Raw genomic sequence first — 22,642 nt, forward strand, 5'->3', positions numbered from 1 at the left:
TGCACCAGGCAGTTCGCTCCTGCTGCGTCTCGGGCGGCGCAGCGCGCGTCAGGCGCGGTCGGCGACCATGACCTGGCTGTGGCGCAGCGACCTGGCGTGGGGGAGCGGCAGTGCCAGCGTCCGCGCCGTGTCGAGCAGGTTCTCGTCGCGGGTGACGCGGTAGCCGTGCCGGGTGAGCACGGCGGCCATGGCGGCGGGCGTCCAGGTCGAGCGCCACGGCTCGTTCGCCCAGACGCTCGACCGGCCGGTGGAGGCCGTCAGCAGCCGGGCGACGACCCGGCCCAGCGTGGCGGAGGTGGCGGGACGCTGGAAGTTGACGACCAGGCGACTGCCCGGCGCGGAGCAGGCGGCGAGCTCGGCAACCGTGGCGACCACCTCCCCCCGGGTCAGGTACGGCACGACGCCCTCCCAGATCCAGGTCGTGGCGAGGTCGGCCCGGTGCCCGTGGGCCGCCAGCGTCTCGGCCAGCCGGTCGCGGCCGAAGTCCACCGGGACGAACCTGGGCGGGGTCCCGGGCAGGTCCCCAGCGCGGTCGCGCTTGTCCTGCTGGGTGGCCGGCCGGTCGGCCTCGAAGACCGTCACCTCGGCGAGTTCCGGCATCCGCCAGGCGCGGCCGTCGAGCCCGGCGCCGAGAATCACCAGCTGTGGAGACGGGTGGGCGCGGATCGCGTCGTCGATGGCGATCGTCCGGGGCACCATCAGCTCGGCGGCCGCGCGTACCGTCTCGTAGTCGAGCCGCTGCTGCCACTTCTGGGGTGGGACACCGTCGCGGACCCACTGCACAGCCTCCCGCTCGTCGGGACGCAGCAGGGGCAGGGCGGTCGGGTCCGCGAACCGGCCGGGAGCGATCCGCGCGTCCGCGGCGGCGCGACCCTGGCACACGAGTACCGCGGTTCGGCTCGCCCGCGGAGTTCTCGACATCGTGTCCTTCTCTCGGCGGGGACGTCGGCTCTGCGGCCGACGGTAACGTCAAGCACCGTCCGGCACCGCTGACGTTTGTCACGAGCGGCCGGCGGTGGGTTGAGCGCGGCCATCGCTGACGACCGGGAGCGATGTCGCCACGATCAGCCTCCCGCCACCGAGCGGCGCCGTCAGCCGTCGATGCGGGTGATGTTGCGGATCTTGTTGGCGGCGTCCAGGGCCGCCACCTTGTACGCCTCGGCCAGCGTGGGGTAGTTGAACACCGCGTCCACCAGGTAGTCGACGGTGCCGCCGCAGCCCATCACCGCCTGACCGACGTGGACGATCTCGGTGGCCCCGGTCCCGAACACGTGCACGCCCAGCAGCCGCCCGTCGTCCGGCGAGACGAGCAGCTTCAGCATGCCGTACGAGTCACCCACGATCTGGCCCCGGGCCAGCTCGCGGTAGCGGGCGATGCCCACCTCGAACGGGGTCGAGCCGTCGGTCAACTCCTCCTCGGTCTTCCCGACGAAGCTGATCTCCGGGATCGTGTAGATGCCGATCGGTTGCAACTCGGGCATCGTGCGCACCGGCTCGCCGCAGGCGTGCTGCGCGGCCAGCCGGCCCTGCTCCATGGAGGTGGACGCCAGCGCCGGGAAGCCGATCACGTCGCCGACCGCGTAGATGTTGTCGACCGCGGTGCGGTAGGTCGCGTCGACCTGGATCCGGCCCCGGTGGTCCGCCGCAAGTCCGGCCGCGTCCAGCGCCAGGTCGTCGGTCTGGCCCTGCCGGCCGGCCGAGTACATGACCGTGTCGGCGACGATCTTCTTGCCGCTCTTCAAAATGCACAGCGCGGCGGTCTGGTGCCTCTCCACCGCGGCGACCTCCTCGCCGAAGCGGAACGTCACGGACAGGTCCCGCAGGTGGTACTTGAGCGACTCGACGATCTCCTCGTCGCAGAAGTCGAGCATCCGGTCGCGGCGTTCCACGACGGTCACCTTGGTGCCGAGGGCGGCGAACAGGGACGCGTACTCCATGCCGATCACGCCGGCACCCACCACGACCATGCTGCGGGGTACGGCCTGGAGGTTGATGACCCCGTCGGAGTCCACGATGGTCCGGTCGTCGAAGTCGACGCTGTCCGGGCGGGCCGGCCGGGTGCCGGCGGCGATGACGATCTTGTCGAAGGTGACCCGGGACTCCCGGCCGGAGCCGCCGTCGACCCACACCGCGTGCGCGTCGGCGAACCGCCCGGTGCCAGTGATCATCGCGACCCGGTTGCGGGCCAGTTGGTTGCGGATGACGTCCGTCTGCCGGCTGATCACGTGCTGGGTCCGGGCGGCCAGGTCGCTGACCGTGATCTCCTCCTTGACCCGGTAGCTGCTGCCGTACAGGTCGCGCTGGCTCAGGCCGGTGAGGTAGAGAACGGCCTCGCGCAGCGTCTTCGACGGGACGGTGCCGGTGTTGATGCACACCCCACCGATCATGTCGCGGCGGTCCACGATGCCGACCCGCCGGCCGAGCTTGGCCGCCGCAATCGCGGCCTTCTGACCGCTCGGTCCGGAGCCCAGCACCAGCAGGTCGTAGTCGTACACAAACGCCAGCGTGGCAGCATGTCCCGGCGCGCGCCAGAGGCGCCCGACGATCTATCCCGGGCCAGTCGGTCGTGCCGGCGGCTCGGCCGGCCGGCCGACCAGCGCGGCCAGCTTCTTCGGGGCCAGGACGCAGTAGCTCTCGGTGAGCAGTTCGCCGACCTCGTCCCAGTCGATCCCGTCGTCGAGCACCATGCCGACCACGTCGGCGCCCCAGTCGGGCTTGAAGAAGGGGTGGCCGCCGGCGAGCAGTCCGGCGATCTCGTCGCCGGGGGAGCGGAACGTGAGCACGCAGATCGGCTCGTCGCTGGCGGCGGCTCGGGCGTAGGCGGCCTGGTGGTCAGGGTCGACGGTGAGCACGTGGGCGAAGGTCCGCTTGCGGATCCGCCATCGGGTGCCCACCCACGCCGGTTCCTCGTAGGCCTCCGGCAGGCCGAGGCAGACGGGCCGGAGCCGATCGAGGATCTCGGGTGGGACGTCGCCAGGATCGGTCACGCGCGGGACGTTACGCCGCCCCTGTGACAGTTCCGCCTCCTCGACATTGAGCCACCGCCACCACGCTACGAACGACCGCAACATCCCGCACGGCACGCTCCCCGAGCCTGGGCTCGGCAATGCCGAAACAGTGCGATGACCCGATGCGCTATGGGCGAGCGTGATGCTGTTGTCGATTTCCGACGGGGATCAGGCGCATCTACACGGTGACGACGACCTTTCCCCTCGCGTGGCCAGCGGCGACGTGCCGAATCGCGTCGGGCGCGGCGCTGAGGGGGTAGGTGCGGTCGATGACCGGCGTGACGGCGCCGGACTCGATGTGTCGGCGTAGCTCGTCCAGGTCTGCGGCGCGTACCTTGGCAATCAGGTTGCGCAGTCGCTGGCGGGTGACCATCGACAGCAGCGGTGCGCGCAGCATCCCTCGGTCGAAGCCGCCGAGCAGCGGACCGCCGCCGTTCTCGCCGCCGACCAGGACCAGCGTTCCGCGGGGCCTGAGCGCGCGCCGTAACAGCCGCAGCGGCCGGTTGCCGGCGGTGTCGATGAGGACGTCGTACCGGGCGCCGTTGCGGTCGATCTCGTGCCGGGTGTAGTCGATGATGTCGTCGGCGCCGAGGGACCGCACGAGGTCGGCCTTTCCGGTGCTGCACACACCGGTCACGGTGGCGCCGTACGCCTTGGCGATCTGCACGGCGAAGCTGCCGACGCCGCCCGCGGCGCCGATGACCATGACCTGCTGGCCCGGCCGGACACCGGCGCAGTCGCGCACCGCCTGCAGCGCCGTCACGCCGGAGATGGGCGCGACCGCGGCCTGCTCGAACGTGGTGTTCGCCGGCTTGTGCGCCAGCCGCTGGCGGCGCGCGGTGGCGTACTCGGCGTAGGAGCCGCTCTCGCAGACGCCGTAGACCTCGTCGCCGGGGCGCAGATCGGTCACCGCCGCGCCGACGGCCTCCACCACGCCGGCGAGGTCGACGCCGCGCACCGGCACCTTGGGTCGGCGCAGGCCGAACCCGAACGCGCGCACCAGGTACGGGTGGCCGGTCATGAGGTGCCACACGCCGGGGTCCACACCGGCGGCGCGGACCCGCACGAGCACCTCGTCGTCGCCGGCCGGCGGCTGGTCGATGTCGCGCAGCTGCAGCACGTCGGCCGGGCCGTACACGTCCTGGACGATGGCTTTCATGGTGTCTCCCCCTCGCGGGTGTCGGGGTACTGGAACACGTCGTCGAGCCGCACGCCGAAGACCTGCGCGATGAGGAAGGCAGTCTCCAGAGAGGGCGAGTACCGGCCCTGCTCGATGGCGATCACGGTCTGCCGGGTCACGCCGATGCGGTCGGCGAGTTCGGCCTGGGTCATCTCACCGTGCGCGAAGCGCAACGCCCGGATCGAGTTGGTCACGCGGGTCGGCTTCACCACTGCGGCAGCCGCCCGTGGTACATGCCGATCTTCGCGACCGAGCCGAGGACCGCCGACAGCACGAACGCCAGATAGATCACGTTGGCGATCCAGAAGCGGTCCCACCCGGCCATTGCCATCAGCATCGCCGCGACCGCGCCAGCCACGAGGAACGACTGGCCGACGTGGTCGCCGAGCTGGCCGATCTGCCGGTCCCGGGCGTCGGCCACGCGCGCGGCCTTCGGACTCACCATGCCGATCGCCATCTCGGCCACGATGTTCGCCACGATCGACGTGCCCACGGTCCATAACAGCGCCGCGGCGTAGGGGACGTCGGCCAGAGGCCGCCCGTCCGCGCGGCCCACGACGATCGTCACGTAGATCGCGTACGCCACCACGGCGACGACCAACATGATCCACGCGCGCTTCTCTCGGTGTGCCATGACCCGCTCCTCGATGTACAAAATCTTCGACACGGCAAAGGTAACTTATGCTTTACACCGTGTCCAGAATTCTTTACATCGACCTGAGCTGGGCCCCTGCCCGCCGAGCGCACACCCACGATCGAAGGACTGCGCCCGACGGCTCTCCATCCATGGAGAGGAGCGCTCGGGGACTCAGCCAGCGCTCGCGGCTTTGCCGATGTCCGCCAGTTGCTGCTGGGTGATGGTCTGTAATGCTTCGCCCATGCCTTCCTTCCCGCCTACCTTCGCCGACCACGTCGTCGCACAGCCAGCCCGTGCCCAGTTCGAGGCGTTCCTCGACGAGCACCGCGGCGCGCTCAATGGCTGCTTGGATGGGCTGACCGAGGAACAGGTACGTCGATCTTTGGTGGCCTCCCGGACCACGCTGCTGGGTCTGGTGAAGCACGCGACTTTCGTCGAGAAGGTCTGGTTTGACGAGGCCGTCACCTGCCGGTCGCGAGCGGAGATCGGCATCCCTGCGGCGTCAGACGAGTCGTTCATCCTCGACGACGACGACACCATCGCCACCGTCCAGCACGCACACCGCGAGGCTTGCGAAGCATCACGCCATGCGACGTCATCCCTGGGTCTGGACGACATCCTTCACGGGCACCCGCGGGGCCCGTTTCCGCTGCGGTGGGTGTATCTCCACGTGCTGCGCGAGCTCGCCCAGCACTGTGGGCACGTGGACATTCTTCGAGAGCAGCTCATCAACGAGTAGTGCGCGGACGTCGGCTCATGCCGCGACGGGCGCGTTCGACCACGCTCTCGGACGTCCGACTCTGCCGATGTGAGTGCATCCGTGGGCACACGGCCTGGGCAACACGGCGGACGTCCGGGATCCGGGGTGCGATTCAACATCATGTCGTCAGGCTGACTACCTCGGGGCCGGATAGCTCTTACGCAGGCCAGCCACCGTACGGCGATATTGTATTCGACGTCTCTCGACCCTTCAGCGCTCGCCATTGCGCGGTATGCCAGCCGCCCCCACGGCCACCAGCGTCGGGCACGACGCGAACCACACCAAGGTTCTCCACCGAGACCACTGGGCGAGCCGGCCGATCCGCCCACCTGCCCCCGGCCCACCTCGGAGCCGGACAGCGCTTCCGCAGGTGCCCACGCCGAGTAATCGAGCCCGTGTGGACGGACATCGTGGCCGCTCGTCCTGACGGCGCCCGACTAGAATTCACGCCACATCAGGCGCGACCTGCCGATTCTCGGTGTCGCTGCCACTTCCCGGTCTTGCAACTAGCCCATCGTGAACCCGGTCAACGTGCCGTCCACGCGGTGTGGCAAGCAGACGAGTGACCAGGTCCACTCACCGCCATGGGATCGACGACGGATCATGTGCTACGGTAGCCGAGTTGCAGTTTTGATTTCCGTAGACGTCTTCCGGCGCCTGATGGGGCATCTGAAACCCATCCAGGCGCTTTTCGTTTTTCGTGTCGTTTCGACGCGGGTGATCAACGCGGCGGCGTAAGGGTCCGCACAGTGCGGTCTCTAACAGCCTGCGAAGGAGCAGACATGACTACAGGTACCGTGAAGTGGTTCAACGCCGACAAGGGCTTCGGCTTCATCAGCCCGGACGACGGCGGCGCCGACGTCTTCGCCCACTTTTCCGCGATCTCGGCGAGCGGCTTCCGCAGCCTCGACGAGAATCAGAAGGTGGAGTTCGACATCACCCAAGGCCAGAAGGGCCCGCAGGCGGAGAACATCCGCCCGCTTTGATCCACACTCTGCGAACGGCGGCCCGACTGGTTCAGCGGGCCGCCGTTCGGCGTTTCATGCGCTCACCACGGCATCGCGAAAATCGCCTGATCGGCAGAAGGCCGGCCATCTCGGTGTGGAGCCAGCTCAGCATTGCCCCCCGTGTTCTCTTCTCTGGATCGATTCGGACCTCGGGCGCTAGTCTGCCCAGGCCGACTGTCAGCTCGCCCAAGTCGCGCCTCTGGCTCATGAACCAGACAGACGCAGACATTGACCCCTATCGCTAACAAGCCGAATTCCGCATCGCCGCCGCCCTGACGGTCGAGGCACGTACGGTCGCGGTCCAGGTGGAGCACACCATGGTCGGACTCGATGCCTCGCCTCCTGATGACTGTCAGACAGCCGGGACCCGGCGTGCACGGCGTTACATCCTGAAGGGTTGATGACTATGACGACGACCTACTCGGGTCCTGCGAGGCTGATCCTGGTCGACGGCACAAGCATATCCGGCATGGCTTCCCTCAGTACCAACCAGCGCGGAGGACTCAACGGCTGGGGCGGAACGTTCCGTCCGGACGAGATCACGACAGACCTTCGCAACGCAGTCGAAGGGCTGCAATTGGAACTGCCCTACGATCGGATGGGGACAGTCGCCGTCACCGGCATACGCAAGCTACTCGCCACGCAGGTGTTGATGTCGTTGGCAGGCCGCGGACCCGCACCATTCTGATCGTGCGCCGCACGGCCGCCGCTACATCGCCGCCGCGACGCGGTCACTCTGCTCTGACGCAGCGACGAGGGCAGGACCGTGTTGATCGGTAGACTCTGCCAGGAACCGTTAACTCTCATGTCGCGATCCGCGCGGTCATGCCGATGATTGGACGTCGAAGGCACCAGTGCCCCTCGACGAGACATGAGCGGGGTGTCGAATGCGGTTGGTGTGTCGGTCGTCGTGATGGATGATGCCGGACGTGATCACCAGAGAGCGCGCTGTCGCGCTCGTCGAGGCCTTGCTGATCAGGCAGCGACGGGAGGGGCGGCTGGCCGGTGTGCCCGAGGTTGCAGTCTGCGGTGCCGAGGAACATGTCCTCGGGTGGTTGGTCGGCTGGCAGTCTGTTGAGTACCTGCGTTCCGGTGACTTCGGCAAGATGCTGGTGGGACAGGGCCCGTACTTCGTAGATGGGGAAGACGGCAGCATCCACCACATACCAGTCGCGATATGCGGCACAGATCGATGGGCTGACGTCTATCTGCAGCAGCACAAGGGCGTCAGACCTCCGGATCCGCTGCTCGCTGAAGTCCGTGCCCTCGTACAGCGTGGGGACAGGATGGCGGCGATGCGGTATGTCCGCCAGCAAGCGCCGCGGATGAGCCTGGGAAATGCCAAGGCGTACGTCGACGCGGTAAGCGAGGGAGATGAGCCCTCGGAGTGCTTGGCGAGCCTCACGCGGGAGGAACCAGAGCCGCTGTTATTACCGATCGAGACGCTTGCCGGCCCGTATGACGAGGACGCAGGAGCGTAGGTCAACAACTGCGGGTTGGGGACGCCGGCGACACAGAAGAGGACGACCCGGCGAGCATCGCTAGGTACCCATCGCACGCTTGCCAGATTGCATAGCCGCCTGCTCACCAAGGCGGACACCCGGATCGGCCGCTGGTCGCACTTTGCGGCGCCCGGTGCCGAATTGAGGGCGCGTCGCGCACTGGTGGGCGACGGGTGATGTTCAGGCAGGCAGTGACGGGTGCTCTTCCTCGACGTCCTCACGGAAGCGTCCTCTCGCCCGCATCGCTTCGAGGGCATGCCTAGCACTCGGCTGGATTCTGGTCGGCCAGCCGGAGCCGATGAACTGGTCCTCGGACTGGGCATCCGGCGTCGCCGTGCAAGCCGCCCTGAGTAGCCGCTGAACCTCGGCGAGAGCCTGAATCTCATGTCGTGTGAAGCAGGTCCATTCCCGCCAACGCCACGGCGCGTCGTCATCGATGACGTCGAAGAACTGCTCGACATACTCCGCCAAGCCGACCTCGCGAACGCCGTTGTCCCCCTTGCTCAGCGCCTCCAGCGCTTCCATCGCCCGATTCCGTAGGCGCTGTTCGACAAGGCGCTGGCTTGGGCGCTCGACATCGTTCATCTCAGTGAGGGTAACCAGCGGCAACGCACATGCCGCCGACCGCGCGCGATGCAGTGTCACCACAATCGAATCGAGCCGGCGCCCGGTCGTGCCGATGAGCGGATGCTCGATCAAGCACTGGAAGGTGCGTCGGGCAGCCCGGCCGCTGCGGTCAGGCAGGTCTGATCCACGGGGCTGGCGGTCAGTTGCGCTTCAGTCCAGCGAAGATAACCGCGAGTGTACGGCCCTGCAGCTGCTCGTCCCATCCACCGTGCAGGGCCCCTTGGCAAACGCTGGCAAGGAGCGCCATCACTTCGGGTAGCTGTATCGGGGCGGCGACGACTCCGGCGGCTCGGGCCTGGTCCAGCAGCCTGCCCACCGCCTCCTCAAGGGGACCCACCGCGTCGGGCAGCCGGATGTCCACCCCGGACCCGGCAAGCAGGTCGACGACGGTCTTCTTCGCTGCGGCCTGCGCCACCATGTGGGTGAAGAAGGCGAAGAGGTCGAGTTTTCCGGCCTCCTCTACGAGCTGTGCCAGCAGTCGCTTCATGATCGCGGCGAGCAAGTCGTCCTTGGTGGGGAAGTGGCGGAAAACCGTGCCGATGGCGACGCCGGCCCGCCGGGCGACCTCCTCGGTGGAGGAACGGGGCCCGAACTCGGCGAAGACCGCCTCGGCGGCGTCCAGGATGCGCGCGCGGTTGCGCTGCGCATCGGCACGCAGCGGTGACCCCTCTACCAAAATGAGTCTCCACTCATTATTCTCGGCGGTGCAAGTCGAGTCCTGACTCATTATTCAGGGAGGACGACATGACACCAAACGAGATCTTCGACAGCATGCGTGCCCAGTGGCTCGCGAACCAGCCCACCTACGAGGCCGACCTGCTCGCCGACGACGTGGTGATCGAGACACCGTTTGCCGCGCCCGGTCGCCCTACGCGTACCGAGGGGAAGCAGCGGGTGCTCGAGTACACGCAGGAGGGCCGGGCGGTGTTCCCGGTCCGGTTCGACGACTGCCGCAACGTGGTCGTCCACGAGACCGTTGACCCCGAGGTGATCGTGGTCGAGTACGAACTGGTCGGCACTCACACAGCGACCGGGGTAACCGCCTCGGCGCCATTCATCGGGGTGCTGCGGACCAGGGACGGCAAACTGGCCCACTGGCGCGAGTACCAGCACACTCTCGCCATCGCCCAGGCCGTCGGTCAGGCATAGGCCAGGATCAGGCTTCCGATGGTGATGAAGGCGAGCGGGAGCAGCCGGTAGTCCCAGCGCTGCACCCCATTGCGCCCGGCACCGGGGTACCGGTGATCAGCGCTTGGCGATCGCCTTGCGGTAGTCGGCGTTCAGGCGCTGCTCCACTTGCCGGTCGTCCGTCTTGATCGAGTGCACGCTTCTGCCGCCGACCGGGCGTGGCATGCGCGGACGCCCGGTCGTGCCGATGAGCGGTCGCCGTGACATGCGCATCCTGCGTGTGTCGGTCGGGTGCACGTGCTGTGCGGGTAGGGACCCGGTGGAGGATTGGTGGGCAATCGGACCCGGTGACCTGAGGGACCTCTGAAGAGGTTGCTCGACCTCGATGAGTTCCAGCACGGTCCTGAGTCTTCATACACATCCACCCTCCGCGCGAATCTGGAGGCACCTTGAAGCTTTTGCTTACGTCAGGCGGCGTCACGAACCCAAGCATCCAATCGGCGCTCGTGCAGCTCCTCGGCAAGCCGATTGCGGAGTGCCACGCCCTATGCGTTCCGACGGCACAGTGGGGTCACCCGATGTGCGGTCCGAAGTCGGTGCGGGGTTTCGTAGCCGCCGAGCCCGTGTTTCGGTACCTGTCCGGTCTGGGTTGGGCGTCGCTCGGTATCCTCGAGCTCACCGCACTGCCCACCATCGGCGCGGAGCGATGGGTCCCCTGGGTCCGGGAGGCCGACGTTCTCCTGGTCGACGGCGGCGACGCGACGTACCTGTGCCACTGGATGCGCGAGTCCGGGCTGGCCGATCTGCTGCCATCGCTGCCCGACACGGTCTGGGTGGGAGTGAGTGCCGGAAGCATGGTGATGACGCCCCGGATCGGAACGTACTTCGTCGAGTGGCCGTCCGCGCCGGACGACCGCACCCTGGGAGTCGTCGACTTCTCGATCTTCCCGCACCTGGACGCTTTCCCAACAAACACCCTGGCCGACGCAGAGCGGTGGGCCGCCGAAATCGGTGTCCCGGCCTACGCCATCGACGAACAGACGGCCATCAAGGTCGTCGACGGCTCGGTCGAGGTGGTCTCCGAAGGGCAATGGAAGAAGTTCGGGCCATAGCCGCCCGGCATCCGTGACGTCGCGTCGTTGGACGTGACCCATCGACTTGCAGCATTTCCGAGAGCGCCGCGCCAATGCACGCCTCGTTCGGCCTTCGGGTAGAAGGAGCCGCCCAAATGATGTTGTGACAGTGGTTGCCAACCACCTTGGTGATGATCTTAGGTTTCATCGTGGTGATGGTGGCGGGCAACAGTTGGCGCTGGTGGCTGACTGCGGGCGGCGCTGCGCTTGCGTTACTGCCGCTCGGGCAGAGTGCGTCCATGGTTGCTGTGGTGGCGGCGATCTGTGGCTTGATCGTGGTCAGCGCCTGGGCGTGGGGCACCCGTAGTGGCCGTGCCGTCGGCGTGGCTGTCGGCGTCGTCTTCATCGCAGGGCAGGCCGCCGCTTTTGCCGTCTCGCAGTGGCCCCGCAGCCTGGTAGCCGCGCCATGGCTTGACTGGTTCGCGGTGTGGTTGCTGGTCGGCGTCCTGTGCCTGGCCGCCTTGGTCATCGATCGGAGCGTGCGCCCCTTCTCCGCCCCTCACCTCGACAGGGGAAACCGGACGGCGGGCAAAGTTCAGTGGGTTGCCTCGATGGCGACGTTGGTAACCGTGGTGCTGCTGTGCGGCTGCGGACTCGGCGTCGTCGGGTTCGACGGCGACGGCAGGCTGCGGTTTCCTGCCCGCGAGGATGAGGTCCTCCCACTGCCGGCGTCGCTGCGCCTGGTGTCGGCCGACATCTGCGCCGATGGTGGCAGCAGCGGCAACTGCACAGCCGAGTTCGTGGTGATGTCCGCCGACGGTGCCGACAGGACGACGGCCGTGACCGGGCTCGTCGAACACCTCCGCAGCCGTGGTTGGCCGCTCCAGCCGGAACACGGGGTTTATCGCGGCTCCCGCGAGACGGGCGGGATCCTGAACTGGACAGCGCACCACATGTGGCTGTACGCCGACGTCGAGTCGGCATCTGAGCTGCCGCCGGGGCCACCGCCGGAGGCGGTCGTCATCTACATCGACAACCTATGACACGTTGCTCCCGGCTCGACCAGTGCGCAAACTTCTGCCGCTGATCGCGCGATCATGCCGATGACAGTGCCCTTCGCGGATGCCTCATACTGCTTCGCCATGAGTAGCGGGGCGAACTGTGTCCAGCGTGTTCAGCGCTCGGTCAGAGCGGTCACGGCTTCCTGGGACAGATGCCGATCGCTGTAGAGCAGTCGAACAGCCGAGGCGTCGGGATTCCCCGCGTCCGCACCGCGCCAGGCCAGCCTGAGCCCGTTACGCTCGACAACCCGCCGAGATCGATCGTTGCCCTCCAACAGGTAAGCGGTGATCGGCAGGTCGGCGCGCAGAGCCCGCGCCGCCGTCGTGGCGGCTGCGCTGATCTCTTGGGCATAGCCCTGTCCCCAGAACCCTGGAAGAAGCCGGAAGCCAAGATTCCACGCGACGCCGTAGCGGACGAAGCAGCCCCCAATGCCGACGAAGGTGTGGTCCGCACCGTAAGCAGTCCACATTCCCAGGCCATCACGGCGCCAAGCCGCGCACCAGTTGTCGACCATCCTGCCGGTCTGCTCGATCGTATCGTGGCGACTCAGCGGGTCAGGCCCCCACACTCGTGGGTCGGCGTACAGCCCGAATATCTCAGGTACGTCCGCCCGCTGCGGCTTTCGAAGGACCAAGCGGTCGGTCGCGACGGCATCAGTCGCACCCTCGGGATCAGACACGCGCTCATCGTGAGCCAAGCGAGGAGCCATTCCAAGCCATATATCGGGCCCCGTCCGGCGCCTGGGTCCTCACTTAAACCTTCCGGTGGTGACCAGGTGGTCGGACGCCCGGTCGCAGGGGCGCATGCGACGACCACGGCAGCCCGTGCCGGCGATCAGCAGCCCGCTGGCATTCGCACCCTGATCAGGAGCGCTGCGTTCCTTGTTCGCCCGCGACCTGAATGATCGTCTTGCCGGGCGTGCGGCGGTGGCGGGCGAACGCGGAGGCCGTTTCGGAAAGCGGGCGAACGGCGCCCACGATGGGGTGGAGCCGTCCGGTCCGGAGGCGCTGGGCGAGGTCGATCAGCCGGGAGCGATCAGGTTCGACGACGAAGAAGACGGCTCGGCCGTCCTTGGGCTGCACGGTAGGTGGCATGGCGATGGTGACGAGGGTGCCGCCCGGGCGTACCAGTTCGGTCGATCGTTCGAGGATGTCGCCGCCGATGACGTCGAACACCACGTCCACCTCGCCGACGTGCCGCACATCGTCGGCGTCCAAGTCGAGGAAAGTCTGCGCGCCGAGGCCGAGCGCCACATCACGGTCGTCGGCGCGGCCGGTGCCGATCACGCGGGCGCCCACTTCCCGCGCGAGTTGGACGGCGATCGAGCCGACGCCGCCCGCGGCGCCGTGAATGAGGACGGTCTGGCCGGTCGTGAGGTGGGCATGGTCGAACAGTCCCTGCCATGCGGTCAGTCCGGAGATGGGCAGCGCGGCGGCCACGGTGTGGTCGATGTCGGCCGCGAGTGGGGCGAGGTTGCGGGCCTCCACCGCGGTGAATTCGGCCAGGGATCCGTTGCGGGTCCAGTCGGTCAGTCCGAACACCCGCTGGCCGACGGTGAGGCCGGTGGTTCCGTAGCCGAGCTCGACCACAACTCCGGACAGCTCGTGCCCGGGGATGCTGGGTGTCCGGTCGCGACCGGCGCGATCGGTCCAGGTTCCCGGCCAGTCGAGTTCTCCGGGGGTGAAGCCGGCGGCGTGCACGCGCACGATGACGTCGTTTTCCGCAGCGTGGGGGTAAGGCATGTCGGTCAGGGTGAGCCCGCTGACACCCGCGTCACGGTCTCGCACGGTGATCGCTCGCATGCTCGAATCCTTTCCCAGAACGCTCGTCGGTATGGGGTGGCTCAGGGCTCAGCACGGGTTCCGCTCGTGGCGCGCGTGGTGCCGGCCCCGCCGCGGAGGTCGCGGACCGCCCGTCGTCGGTGCGCTGGTGAGCCCGGGTCCAATCAGCTCGGCCAGGGCGAACCGAGGATGCGCTCGACCGTCGTCACGCGTTGGAAGCCGGGGATGAAGTGTTCGAGCACGTCGGAGTTCACGGTGCCGTTCGTGGTGTCGGGGCGGTTCTTCAGCCCGTCGACGTAGGCCCGCAGAAACTCGTTCTTGAAGTCCCCTCGTGGATGGACGGCGAGGATTTCGTCCAGCTGATCGTGTTCCAGTCCGTCCAAGCCGAAGCCGAGCACGTCGGTCAGGACACCGAGGTATGTGGTCGCGATTTCCGGCGCCATCCGGTCGGGGATGCCGGGTGTGGTGTGCAGCGCGATCGCCGTCCAAACGGTCTCGGCGGCGGCCGTCGAGAAGCCCCGGTCCAGGAGGAACCTGCGCGCGTGGTCGGCGCCATCGACTTCGAAGCGCTGCTCGACGTCGGAAAAGGGAGTCAGGAGGCCGGTGTCGTGGAACATGGCCGCCAGATAGAGCAGCTCCGGGTCCGGTTTCACCCCAAGCTTGTGCGCGTGAATCAGGCTGAACAGGAAGACCCGTCGGGAGTGGTGGTAGATGAGAGGGCTGGTCGTCTCCTGGATGCGCCTGGTCGCTTCGGCGACCGCCGCTGTTTCAGGAATCTCCAACCCCGCGATGACCTCTGGCATGACCTCTGACCTTCCGGGAAACGTGTGCGGACCCGCCTCTCCGACCTCCATGCTGCCCACCGATCGTCGTACGTCGCCGCCTTCGTCCGGCCAGGAATCACTTATATCCGGACAGGGCGCAATGGCAGTCGGGTGCTCCACCACACGCGGCACCGCGTCCCGCAGCCGGGTTCAGCACGTACGCTGCGATTTCGCGCCGTCCGTCACGGCCCGTTCCCCGCGACGCCCGGTGTCCGGTTCATTGCGTGAATCAGCCTGGCATCGGCTGCGGCGCAGGGTTTCGTGGACCAGCCTTCGCAACGGCTCCGGTCGCCTCTTGAACAAAGCCGCGTACACCTAATCGGCGAAGATCACGGAGAGTTCGGTTCCCTGCAATAGTCGTGACGTGAGCAACCCCGCCCACGAGGATCCCCGTGATCTCCGGTAATGGCGTGCTACCAATAAGCGGTGTCCATGCCTCCCGTTCCGGCGACCCAACGGCCGCCGGGGTCCGGCCGCTACCGCCCGGATCCGGCTCCGAAGGGACCGGAGCGGTGAACGCCGGCCCCCATCGCGTCGCGATCTTCGTCTACGACGGAGTGACGTTGCTGGACGTCGCCGGTCCCGCAGAGGTGTTCACGGAGGCGAACCGGTTCGGTGCCGACTACCGGATCGTGCTGCTGTCGCCGACCGGTGCGGACGTCACGTCGAACCTCGGGGTCCGGATCGGGGTCGACGGCGCCGTCTCCTCGGAGCCGGCAGACACGTTACTGGTGGCCGGGTCCGACCTCTATCCGCGTACCCCTGTCCCCGCCGACCTGGCGGACGCCGCACGGACACCGGCGGCTCTGGCCGGCCGGGTCGCGTCGATCTGCACCGGAGCGTTCGTCCTCGCCGCCGCCGGCGTCCTCGACGGCAAGCGCGCGACCACGCACTGGCAGGTCGCGCACGAGCTCGCCGCCCGGCACCCGACGTGCCGCGTCGAGCCCGACGCGATCTACGTTCGCGACGGCACCACATACACGTCGGCAGGGGTCACGGCCGGTATCGATCTGGCGCTCGCTCTCGTCGAAGAGGACCACGGGCCCGACCTGGCGCGCGACGTCGCACGCGCCCTGGTGGTGTACATGCAGCGTGCAGGCGGTCAGTCCCAGTTCTCGGCACCGCTGCAGGGACCGCCGCCCCGCTCGCCGGCTCTCCGCACAATCACCGACGTGGTGACGGCGAACCCCCGCGGGGACCACTCGCTTGGTGAACTCGCGAAACACCTCAACGTGAGCACCCGGCACCTCACCCGGCTGTTCCACGACGAGCTGTCCACGACACCGGCCCGCTACGTGGAAAACATCCGATTCGACATGGCCAGGGCACTGCTCGACCAAGGACACACCGCGACGCAGGCCGCGACCCTCGCCGGGTTCCCCAGCTACGAAAGCATGCGACGGGTTTTCGCCAGGAAGCTGTCGATCAGCCCCGCCGCCTACCAACGCCGGTTCAGCACGGCCCGCCGCGCCAACGCGGGCTAGTACGAGAGGTCAGGGGCGGCTCGGGTGTGCAGCGCATCGTGGCTCAGCCCCTGTGCTTCCACCAGGCGGTGAGAACGGCAAGGAGGAAGAGGAAGGTAGGGCCCGCGAAGACCACCAGACCGAACTCGACGACCGCGCCGACATCCACGGGCCGAATGTAGACGACGCGCGAGTTTTGGCCCACAAAGTCGAGAGTCCCCGCCGCCGCTGGTGGGCCGAGCGCTGCCTAGGTTCCGCTTCGACGTCTGGCCGTCGGTCGGGTGGCTGCGGATAGGTTGGCCAGGTGAAGCCTGACACGCGGCCCCTGCCGTACGAGGACCTGGCGGCGCTCCTCGGACTGAACGTGGTCCTCCACGGGCAGTTGCTGGCAGACCAGCTTCCACCTGGCGTGACGCAGCCACTGATCCGGCGGCTGACCGAGCACGGGCCGCTGCCAGCAGGAGCCTCAGAAGGTGATCTCAGCCTTCTCCTTCATGACCTGGCCCAGCGTCTTCACTGGGCCATGGGACACGGTGACCAGTACCCCGAAGCGACGGCCCGCCAGACCACATACTGCATCGACCTGCCGAGCGCCGCCGCTGTTGAAGCCTGCCGGGCAGAGTTGACGGAGTTGGGCGCGCAGCGATCGGCCACGTACCGGCCGGGCCAGGAGGGCCGCCCCATGACGAGCGACGAGCATCTTGCGGCAGGGCTCCACTGGCAGTTCGTTGTCGTCTTCCCCGAGCTCATTCCCAGCCCAGCATCCGAGGCGCGGATGCGAGCCCTGCAGGCGATTGCTGAACGGCACGGTGGCCACGTCGCCGGCTCTTCAATCGGCTAGCCAGACTAGAGACACGGGACCGCAACGACCGGGCCCGCGGTTCGGGACCGATCCCGCTGGTCGCGGTCATGCCAAGCCGGGTGTGTTCGAAATTCGGCCTCCCTCTTGCGAGGGAGATGACTCCCCTCAGGACGGGAGGCGTCCTAGCGCCCGGGTCTCCGATCTTGGTGTATGAGAATTTTCTGCGGCCCTCGTTGGGCGTACGGCACGTTCGCATGGCTGGTCTTCTTCGTCGTGTCCCACCTGGTAGCGGTGTTCTTTCCTGGTGGCGATCCGACCGGTGACGGACCGTGGGGGATGAGGGCATACGTGATCTTCAACGTCATTCTCATCCTCATGTCGGCCGTCGGTGCAGTGGCCGTTGTAGCCACCATCCGGCCATGGGGACGACGCGTCCCTCGGTGGGTGCTCCTCACGCCGCTGTGGTTTGGCAGCGCGCTACTCGTCGTCCGCGGGGTTCCCGGGATGGTGGAAAACCTGCTCATGGCCACAGGCATCCGTCGAGGCGGCTTTATGGGCGCGGAACACATCTCCGTGGCCGAGTTCTGGGCCGGCATGGGGATCAACACGTATTTCTTCCTGGGCGCGGTGCTGCTAGTCCCGACGACCGTCTCCTACTTCCGCCGGTCACGAAGCGACATTGACGGCTGATCGCCACGCCCGCCCCGCAGCCAGGTCATCCTTTGCCGGCGATGCCCGGATCGAGCAGACAGTGCGGCGCCGCCTCGGCGAAGCGAAGTTCGCAGAGGCGGCGCCGGGACACTGGGACGAGCTGGAGTCAGTTGGTCGCGGTCACGCTCGCTTCGTGAACGTCGAACGCGGCCACAGGTACCCGACGAGAGCGATGCCGACGCACCAGGCGAGGGCGGGGATCGCGTCGCCGGTGGACGGTGCGCCGTCGAGGAACCCGCGCAGGGTCTCGATGATCGGCGTGAAGGGCTGATACTCCGCGAACTCGCGGAGTCCGGGCCCCATCTTGTCCGCCGGCACGATCGCGCTGCAGAAGAACGGCAGCATGACCAGCGGCACGGAGGCCAGATCCGCCGTTTCCGGGGACTTGGCCGACAGTCCCAGGGTGACCGTGAGCCAGCCGGCCGCGAAGCCGAGCAGAACGATGATCCGATCGCGCCGAGCCAGTCGAGGAGACTCGCCGACGGGTTGAATCCCGTCCGTCGCCGTGAGTGGTCCGGCCCGCGGCGAAGGCTTCTGGGACCGAGGTCGCCGGTGGGATGGCCGTAGGGCGGCCGCCAGAGTGTGGGTCCGCGCATCAGATCGCGTCGTGCATCGCGGGGGATCGGTGGGACGACCATGTCTGGAGCCGAGCTGAGTTAACGGTTTCCCGGCGATGCCGGCTCCCGTGGGCCTGCCACCACTCGCGTTGATCAGGCGATACGCCAGCACGCCGGTGCGCGTGTCCCGACCCGGTAGTGAAAGACGCCGACGGATCGGTCTTGATTCGGAAATCGATTGCTGAAACAGTGGCGCCATGAAGGTTGCGGCCGTCCTCGGCGTGGACATCGGCACATCGAGCAGCAAGGGCGTCCTCGTCGACACCGACGGCCGGGTCCTCCGCTCGGCCACCCGGTCGCACGACGTGAGCCGCCCGCGACCGGGCTGGGTGGAGATGGACGCCGACGTCTGGTGGCAGGAGTTCGTCGCGCTCAGCCGTGAGCTCCTCGCACCGGGCGACGCCGACGTCGTCGCCGTCGGGGTGAGCGGCATGGGTCCCTGCGTGCTGCTCACGGACGCCGCGAACGCCCCGCTGCGCCCGGCCATCCTCTACGGCGTCGACACCCGCTCGACCCCGCAGATCGCCCGCCTCACCGAGCGGTTCGGCGCCGAGGAGATCCTCTCCCGGTGCGGCTCGGCGCTGTCCAGCCAGGCGGCGGGCGCCAAGGTGGCGTGGGTGGCCGACAACGAACCGGAGCTCTTCGCCCGGGCCCGACGGCTCTTCATGCCCAGCTCGTGGCTCGCGTGGAAACTCACCGACCAGTACGTGCTCGACCAGCACTCCGCAAGCCAGTGCACACCGCTCTACGACACCGAGGGCCAGGACTGGTACGCGCCGTGGGCCGACGAGATCGCACCCGACCTGGTCCTTCCGCCGCTGCGCTGGCCCGGCGACATGGCCGGGACGGTGACGTCGCGCGCGGCGGCGGAGGCCGGCCTGCCGGCGGGTGTCCCGGTGGTCACGGGCACCATCGACGCCTGGTCGGAGGCGATCAGCGTGGGCGCGCAGGGCGTCGACGACCTGATGCTCATGTACGGCACCACGATGTTCCTCGTCCACACGGTCACGGCCCGCCTGACGAACCCGTCGCTGTGGGGCACGGTCGGTGCCCTGCCCGGGACGCGGAACCTCGCCGGCGGCCTGGCCACCTCGGGCGCGATCACGGCGTGGCTCCGCGAGCTGTTCGGCTCACCGGACTATCCCGAGCTGCTCCGGCTGGCCGAGGCCTCCGGCCCGGGGGCGAGAGGGCTGCTCATGCTCCCGTACTTCGCGGGCGAGCGCACGCCGATCCTGGATCCACGGGCCCGTGGCGTCGTCGCCGGCCTCACCGTCTCGCACACCCGCGGTGACCTGTACCGCGCCGCGCTCGAGGCGACCGCTCTCGGTGTACGCCACAACATCGAGACGATCGAGGCGAGCGGTGGTGACATCCGACGGGTCGTGGCGGTCGGCGGCGGCACCCAGGGCGGACTGTGGACCCAGATCGTCTCGGACGTCACCGGGCGTGCCCAGGTCATCCCGTCGCAGACCATCGGCGCGAGCTACGGAGCGGCCTTCCTCGCCGCGCGGACCGGGTGGCCGGTCTCGATCGAGGCGTGGAACCCCGTCAAGGAGATCCGGCAGCCCCGGGCCGAGCTGGCCGCCGACTACGACGAGCTCTACGGGCTCTACCGGGAGCTCTACACGAGTTCCAAGCGGGTCGCGCACGCGCTCGCTGCACGTCAGGACCGTCTTTTGGCCGCCGGCCCGCCGGCGGCCAGCGACACCCCACGCACCGAAGGAGTCGCCCCATGACCAGTTACCCGCTGCCCGTGCTGGTCGATCCGCCCGCCGCGGCGCCCGGCACCGTCTACACGGTGGCCAGTGGCGATCTCCGGCCCCGCGCGAACATCACGTGCTGGCCTACACAGCAGCAGCTGGAGGCCGACCTCGCGGCCGCGGTCAACGCGCTCGGCTGGAAGGTCGAGCGTGGCCACGCGTTCGACCCGGACAAGGGCCACGGCTTCATCGACAGCCAGCGGGCCGGCATCGAGGTCTTCAAGCGCATCCCGGTCGACGCGCCGCTCATCGTGGTCGAGGCGGTCTGGCAGTACAGCCACCACGTCCTGGCCGGGCTGCGCAGCCACCGGGGACCGATCCTCATCGTGGCCAACTGGAGCGGCGAGTTCCCGGGCCTGGTCGGCCTGCTCAATCTCACCGCGAGCCTCACCAAGGCGGACGTGCGGCACTCCGCGCTGTGGAGCCGGGACTTCACCGACGACTGGGCGGTCAACGGGCTGCGCACCTGGCTGGAGACGGGCGAGCTGCGCCACGACACCAGTCACGTGCGCGATCTGCCCGCCCTGCCGGACGACGCGGAGGTCGAGCTCGGTCGCGCCCTGGCCGCGCAACTGGCCCGGGAGAAGGCCATCATCGGCGTCTTCGACGAGGGTTGCATGGGGATGTACAACGCGATCTTCGACGACGAGCTGATCAACCCGCTGGGCATCTACAAGGAGCGGCTGTCGCAGAGCGCGCTGGTCGCCGAGATGGCACGGGTCCCAGACGAGGAGGCCCACGCGGTCCGCCGCTGGCTGGACGAGGCCGGGATGACCTTCCACACCGGCACCGACGAGGCGACAGAGCTCACCGACGCCCAGCTCACAAGCCAGTTCAAGATGTACGTCGCCGCCCTGCGCATCGCGGACGACTTCGGCCTGGACGCGGTCGGCATCCAGTACCAGCAGGGGCTGAAGGACACCGTCCCGGCCAGCGACCTGGCCGAGGGGCTGCTCAACAACGTCCAGCGACCACCGGTACGCAGCCGCGACGGCAGCCGGGAACTCTACGCGGGGGAGCCCCTGCCGCACTTCAACGAGGTCGACGAGGGGGTGGCCGTCGACTCATTGGTCACCAACCGCATCTGGACCGCCATGGGCCTCGACCCGGCCACCACCCTGCACGACATCCGGTGGGGGGAGACCTACGGCAACGACTTCGTCTGGGTGTTCGAGATCTCCGGCTCGGTGCCGGCGTCCCACAACGGCGGGTACGACAAGTCGTACAGCATGCGGCAGCCGCCGATGTTCTTCCCGCTCGGCGGCGGCACGCTGAGCGGGGTCTCCAAGCCGGGCGAGATCGTCTGGTCCCGGGTGTTCATCATGGACGGCGGGCTGCACGTCGACCTCGGTCGCGCGACCGTCGTCGAGCTTCCCGAGGAGGAGACCCGGCGCCGGCTGGAGGCCACGAACCCGCAGTGGCCGATCATGCATGCCGTGCTGCACGGGGTCGGCCGCGACCAGTTGATGGCCCGCCACAAGGCCAACCACGTGAACGTCGCCTACGCGCCGGACGCGGAGACCGCCGACCGGGCACTGCGGGTGAAGGCCGCGATGTTCGCCGACCTCGGCATCCAGGTGCACCTCTGCGGCGACGTCAACCTCTGAATACCCGCTCGGCGACCCGGCCGGCCGTGGGGCCCGGCCGGGTCGCCGGGCCGGAGTGCGGCCACCCCGCCGTACCGGCGGACGGTCAGCTCGGGCGGGTGGAGCTGTCGCGCACCTGGAGCCCGGTGCTGAGCGTGACGGTCGACGGCAGCCGCGACGGGTTGGCGATCCGCTCGGTGAGCAGCACGGCGGCGGCGCGTCCGAGGTCGTACGTCGGCTGGGAGACGGTGCTCAGCGACGGCCGGACCAGGTGTGCCCACGGAATGTCGTCGAATCCGACGACCCCGACCTCGTCCGGCACCCGGATACCGCGGTCGACGAGGCATTCGACGGCGCCCACGGTCATCAGGTTGTTCGTGGCGAAGACGCTGTCGGGCGGGTTGTCGCTGTCGAGCAGCGAGGCCATGGCCCGGTAGCCGCCCTCCTCGCGGAAGTCCGCGTACCGCACGAGGGCGTCGGTCGCCTCCCGCCCGCGCGCCCGCAGCGCGCGCTGGTAGCCCCGGAGCCGCTGGGCGGCCGTGGAGATCCGGCGGGGACCGGTGATGCAGGCGACCCGCTCGTAGCCGTTGTCGAGCAGGTGCGTGGTCGCCAGCCCCGCCCCGTGCACGTTGTCGACGAGCACGGTGTCGATGGTGACGCCGCGCAGCTGACGGTCGATCGCCACGACCGGGATGCGGGCCTCCACGAGCCGGTTGATCACCGTCGAACGGCCCGACGTGGAGATGATGACGCCGGCCATCCGTTCGGCGAGGGCCGCCGCGATGTACCGGGACTCCTTCTCCGGGTCCTCGTCGGAGTTGCACAGGACCACGGAGTACCCGGCGCTCTGCGCGACGTCCTCGACCCCCCGCACCATGGAGGTGAAGAAGGGGTTGCCGATGTCGGAGATGATGACCGCCCAGAGGCTGGTCTGGCTCAGGCGCAGGTTGCGGGCGACCGCGTTGGGACGGTAATCGAGGTCCTGCATCGCCTGGTGCACGCGCGCGGCCATGACCGGATCAACGGTGGTACGGCCGTTCAGTACCCGCGAGACCGTCGCGGGCGAGACCTGAGCCTGCCGCGCCACGTCGTAGATCGTCGCCATTCGCCTCCG

The 22,642-nt window shown here is 68.4% G+C and carries 25 protein-coding genes and 1 pseudogene; 12 read left to right on the forward strand and 14 right to left on the reverse strand.

Annotated elements, in window-relative coordinates; all coding sequences use genetic code 11:
* Positions 1-48: 48 nt before the first annotated feature.
* The 6 genes from ACFYPD_RS16840 to ACFYPD_RS16865 form a co-directional block, all read right to left on the reverse strand.
* Positions 49-921, reverse strand: a complete 873-nt coding sequence (locus ACFYPD_RS16840) for a class I SAM-dependent methyltransferase (protein WP_387113781.1) — start codon at positions 919-921, stop codon at positions 49-51.
* A gap of 170 nt (positions 922-1,091) precedes the next feature.
* Entirely contained in the window at positions 1,092-2,495 is a 1,404-nt protein-coding gene (sthA, locus tag ACFYPD_RS16845) for a Si-specific NAD(P)(+) transhydrogenase (RefSeq protein WP_387113783.1), read from the reverse strand.
* A gap of 51 nt (positions 2,496-2,546) precedes the next feature.
* A complete protein-coding gene (locus ACFYPD_RS16850; RefSeq protein WP_387113785.1) occupies positions 2,547-2,987 on the reverse strand; it encodes an MmcQ/YjbR family DNA-binding protein in 441 nt (146 codons plus the stop codon).
* A gap of 199 nt (positions 2,988-3,186) precedes the next feature.
* Positions 3,187-4,167, reverse strand: a complete 981-nt coding sequence (locus ACFYPD_RS16855) for an NAD(P)-dependent alcohol dehydrogenase (protein ID WP_387113787.1) — start codon at positions 4,165-4,167, stop codon at positions 3,187-3,189.
* A complete protein-coding gene (locus ACFYPD_RS16860; protein ID WP_387113789.1) occupies positions 4,164-4,400 on the reverse strand; it encodes a helix-turn-helix transcriptional regulator in 237 nt (78 codons plus the stop codon). Before ACFYPD_RS16860 ends, ACFYPD_RS16855 begins: the two co-directional genes overlap by 4 nt.
* Positions 4,394-4,843, reverse strand: a complete 450-nt coding sequence (locus ACFYPD_RS16865) for a hypothetical protein (protein WP_387113791.1) — start codon at positions 4,841-4,843, stop codon at positions 4,394-4,396. The genes ACFYPD_RS16860 and ACFYPD_RS16865 overlap by 7 nt, the downstream gene beginning before the upstream one ends.
* A 223-nt stretch (positions 4,844-5,066) precedes the next feature.
* Between ACFYPD_RS16865 and ACFYPD_RS16870 the strand changes: the two genes are divergently transcribed.
* The 4 genes from ACFYPD_RS16870 (at position 5,067) to ACFYPD_RS16885 (ending at position 8,073) form a co-directional block, all read left to right on the forward strand.
* Positions 5,067-5,564 carry a DinB family protein gene (locus ACFYPD_RS16870; protein WP_387113793.1) on the forward strand — a complete coding sequence of 166 codons (498 nt, stop codon included), beginning with the start codon at positions 5,067-5,069 and terminating at the stop codon, positions 5,562-5,564.
* Positions 5,565-6,367: 803 nt separating this feature from the next.
* Entirely contained in the window at positions 6,368-6,571 is a 204-nt protein-coding gene (locus tag ACFYPD_RS16875) for a cold-shock protein (RefSeq protein ID WP_013283833.1), read from the forward strand.
* 427 nt (positions 6,572-6,998) lie between these two features.
* Positions 6,999-7,280, forward strand: coding sequence for a hypothetical protein (locus tag ACFYPD_RS16880; protein ID WP_387113795.1), 282 nt, complete (start codon positions 6,999-7,001; stop codon positions 7,278-7,280).
* Positions 7,281-7,521: 241 nt separating this feature from the next.
* Positions 7,522-8,073, forward strand: coding sequence for a YrhB domain-containing protein (locus ACFYPD_RS16885; protein ID WP_387113797.1), 552 nt, complete (start codon positions 7,522-7,524; stop codon positions 8,071-8,073).
* A gap of 201 nt (positions 8,074-8,274) precedes the next feature.
* Here the strand turns inward: ACFYPD_RS16885 and ACFYPD_RS16890 are convergent, their stop codons facing one another.
* Positions 8,275-8,793, reverse strand: coding sequence for a hypothetical protein (locus ACFYPD_RS16890; RefSeq protein WP_387113798.1), 519 nt, complete (start codon positions 8,791-8,793; stop codon positions 8,275-8,277).
* Between the two features lie 67 nt (positions 8,794-8,860).
* Positions 8,861-9,448 carry a TetR/AcrR family transcriptional regulator gene (locus ACFYPD_RS16895; RefSeq protein ID WP_387113800.1) on the reverse strand — a complete coding sequence of 196 codons (588 nt, stop codon included), beginning with the start codon at positions 9,446-9,448 and terminating at the stop codon, positions 8,861-8,863.
* A 17-nt stretch (positions 9,449-9,465) separates the two neighbouring features.
* Here ACFYPD_RS16895 and ACFYPD_RS16900 point away from each other — a divergent pair, with 17 nt between their 5' ends.
* Positions 9,466-9,870 (forward strand): nuclear transport factor 2 family protein, encoded by a 405-nt coding sequence (locus ACFYPD_RS16900; protein WP_387113802.1) that lies wholly within the window; start codon positions 9,466-9,468, stop codon positions 9,868-9,870.
* A gap of 96 nt (positions 9,871-9,966) precedes the next feature.
* Here ACFYPD_RS16900 and ACFYPD_RS16905 read toward each other — a convergent pair whose 3' ends face one another.
* Positions 9,967-10,116 carry a hypothetical protein gene (locus ACFYPD_RS16905; protein ID WP_387113804.1) on the reverse strand — a complete coding sequence of 50 codons (150 nt, stop codon included), beginning with the start codon at positions 10,114-10,116 and terminating at the stop codon, positions 9,967-9,969.
* Between the two features lie 182 nt (positions 10,117-10,298).
* Here ACFYPD_RS16905 and ACFYPD_RS16910 point away from each other — a divergent pair, with 182 nt between their 5' ends.
* Both ACFYPD_RS16910 and ACFYPD_RS16915 read left to right on the forward strand, forming a co-directional pair.
* The gene (locus tag ACFYPD_RS16910; RefSeq protein ID WP_387113806.1) at positions 10,299-10,961 is read left to right on the forward strand and encodes a Type 1 glutamine amidotransferase-like domain-containing protein; all 663 of its coding nucleotides are present in this window, start codon (positions 10,299-10,301) and stop codon (positions 10,959-10,961) included.
* 170 nt (positions 10,962-11,131) lie between these two features.
* Positions 11,132-11,965: a hypothetical protein gene (locus ACFYPD_RS16915; RefSeq protein WP_387113808.1), complete on the forward strand. Its 834-nt coding sequence runs from the start codon at positions 11,132-11,134 to the stop codon at positions 11,963-11,965.
* Between the two features lie 131 nt (positions 11,966-12,096).
* On the opposite strand, the gene ACFYPD_RS16920 is transcribed toward ACFYPD_RS16915, so the two are convergent.
* The 3 genes from ACFYPD_RS16920 to ACFYPD_RS16930 form a co-directional block, all read right to left on the reverse strand.
* Positions 12,097-12,663, reverse strand: a complete 567-nt coding sequence (locus tag ACFYPD_RS16920) for a GNAT family N-acetyltransferase (protein ID WP_387113810.1) — start codon at positions 12,661-12,663, stop codon at positions 12,097-12,099.
* A gap of 184 nt (positions 12,664-12,847) precedes the next feature.
* The gene (locus ACFYPD_RS16925; RefSeq protein ID WP_387113812.1) at positions 12,848-13,786 is read right to left on the reverse strand and encodes an NADP-dependent oxidoreductase; all 939 of its coding nucleotides are present in this window, start codon (positions 13,784-13,786) and stop codon (positions 12,848-12,850) included.
* Between the two features lie 143 nt (positions 13,787-13,929).
* Positions 13,930-14,568 (reverse strand): HD domain-containing protein, encoded by a 639-nt coding sequence (locus ACFYPD_RS16930; protein WP_387113814.1) that lies wholly within the window; start codon positions 14,566-14,568, stop codon positions 13,930-13,932.
* Between the two features lie 533 nt (positions 14,569-15,101).
* On the opposite strand from ACFYPD_RS16930, the gene ACFYPD_RS16935 reads away from it, so the two are divergent.
* The 3 genes from ACFYPD_RS16935 (at position 15,102) to ACFYPD_RS16945 (ending at position 17,544) form a co-directional block, all read left to right on the forward strand.
* On the forward strand, positions 15,102-16,073 hold the full coding sequence (locus ACFYPD_RS16935) for a GlxA family transcriptional regulator (RefSeq protein WP_387113816.1): 972 nt from the start codon (positions 15,102-15,104) through the stop codon (positions 16,071-16,073).
* A gap of 283 nt (positions 16,074-16,356) precedes the next feature.
* On the forward strand, positions 16,357-16,893 hold the full coding sequence (locus tag ACFYPD_RS16940; RefSeq protein WP_387113818.1) for a hypothetical protein: 537 nt from the start codon (positions 16,357-16,359) through the stop codon (positions 16,891-16,893).
* 309 nt (positions 16,894-17,202) lie between these two features.
* A complete protein-coding gene (locus ACFYPD_RS16945; protein ID WP_387113820.1) occupies positions 17,203-17,544 on the forward strand; it encodes a hypothetical protein in 342 nt (113 codons plus the stop codon).
* Positions 17,545-17,685: 141 nt separating this feature from the next.
* Here the strand turns inward: ACFYPD_RS16945 and ACFYPD_RS16950 are convergent.
* Positions 17,686-18,059: pseudogene (locus tag ACFYPD_RS16950) on the reverse strand (ABC transporter permease); the annotation flags it as partial.
* Positions 18,060-18,379: 320 nt separating this feature from the next.
* Between ACFYPD_RS16950 and ACFYPD_RS16955 the strand changes: the two are divergent.
* Both ACFYPD_RS16955 and ACFYPD_RS16960 read left to right on the forward strand, forming a co-directional pair.
* A complete protein-coding gene (locus ACFYPD_RS16955; RefSeq protein WP_387113822.1) occupies positions 18,380-19,918 on the forward strand; it encodes an FGGY-family carbohydrate kinase in 1,539 nt (512 codons plus the stop codon).
* On the forward strand, positions 19,915-21,549 hold the full coding sequence (locus ACFYPD_RS16960; RefSeq protein WP_387113824.1) for a fucose isomerase: 1,635 nt from the start codon (positions 19,915-19,917) through the stop codon (positions 21,547-21,549). The genes ACFYPD_RS16955 and ACFYPD_RS16960 overlap by 4 nt, the downstream gene beginning before the upstream one ends.
* Before the next feature lie 85 nt (positions 21,550-21,634).
* On the opposite strand, the gene ACFYPD_RS16965 is transcribed toward ACFYPD_RS16960, so the two are convergent.
* Positions 21,635-22,633: a LacI family DNA-binding transcriptional regulator gene (locus ACFYPD_RS16965; RefSeq protein WP_387113826.1), complete on the reverse strand. Its 999-nt coding sequence runs from the start codon at positions 22,631-22,633 to the stop codon at positions 21,635-21,637.
* Positions 22,634-22,642 lie beyond the last annotated feature (9 nt).

It is taken from the genome of Micromonospora sp. NPDC005299, from assembly GCF_042872345.1.
Classification (GTDB): Bacteria; Actinomycetota; Actinomycetes; order Mycobacteriales; family Micromonosporaceae; genus Micromonospora.